At 51.1% G+C, this 262-nt stretch carries 1 protein-coding gene; it reads right to left on the minus strand.

Annotated elements, in window-relative coordinates:
* Positions 1-262, minus strand: a 262-nt coding sequence (locus FDX22_RS30755) for an SDR family NAD(P)-dependent oxidoreductase (protein WP_255432649.1), incomplete at both ends; no start/stop codon positions are given.

Raw genomic sequence — 262 nt, forward strand, 5'->3', positions numbered from 1 at the left:
ATGTTAATGATTTTTCCGCCGTTGCCCTGAACCAGAAACTGGCGCGCCACTGCCTGTGACAGGAAAAAAACGGATTTGAGATTCAGATTCATCACGTCATCCCAGTCTTTTTCACTAAAATCCAGCGCATCCTGACGACGTATGGTTCCCGCATTGTTGACCAGAATATCGACCCGGCCAAACGCGGCCACAGTTTGGGTCACTATGCCAGACAGCGCCTCTTGTTGGCTGAGGTCGGCCTGAATGGCTATAAAACGCCGAC

Source organism: Citrobacter sp. TBCS-14 (assembly GCF_005280805.1).
In the GTDB taxonomy this organism is placed as follows: domain Bacteria; phylum Pseudomonadota; class Gammaproteobacteria; order Enterobacterales; family Enterobacteriaceae; genus Citrobacter; species Citrobacter gillenii.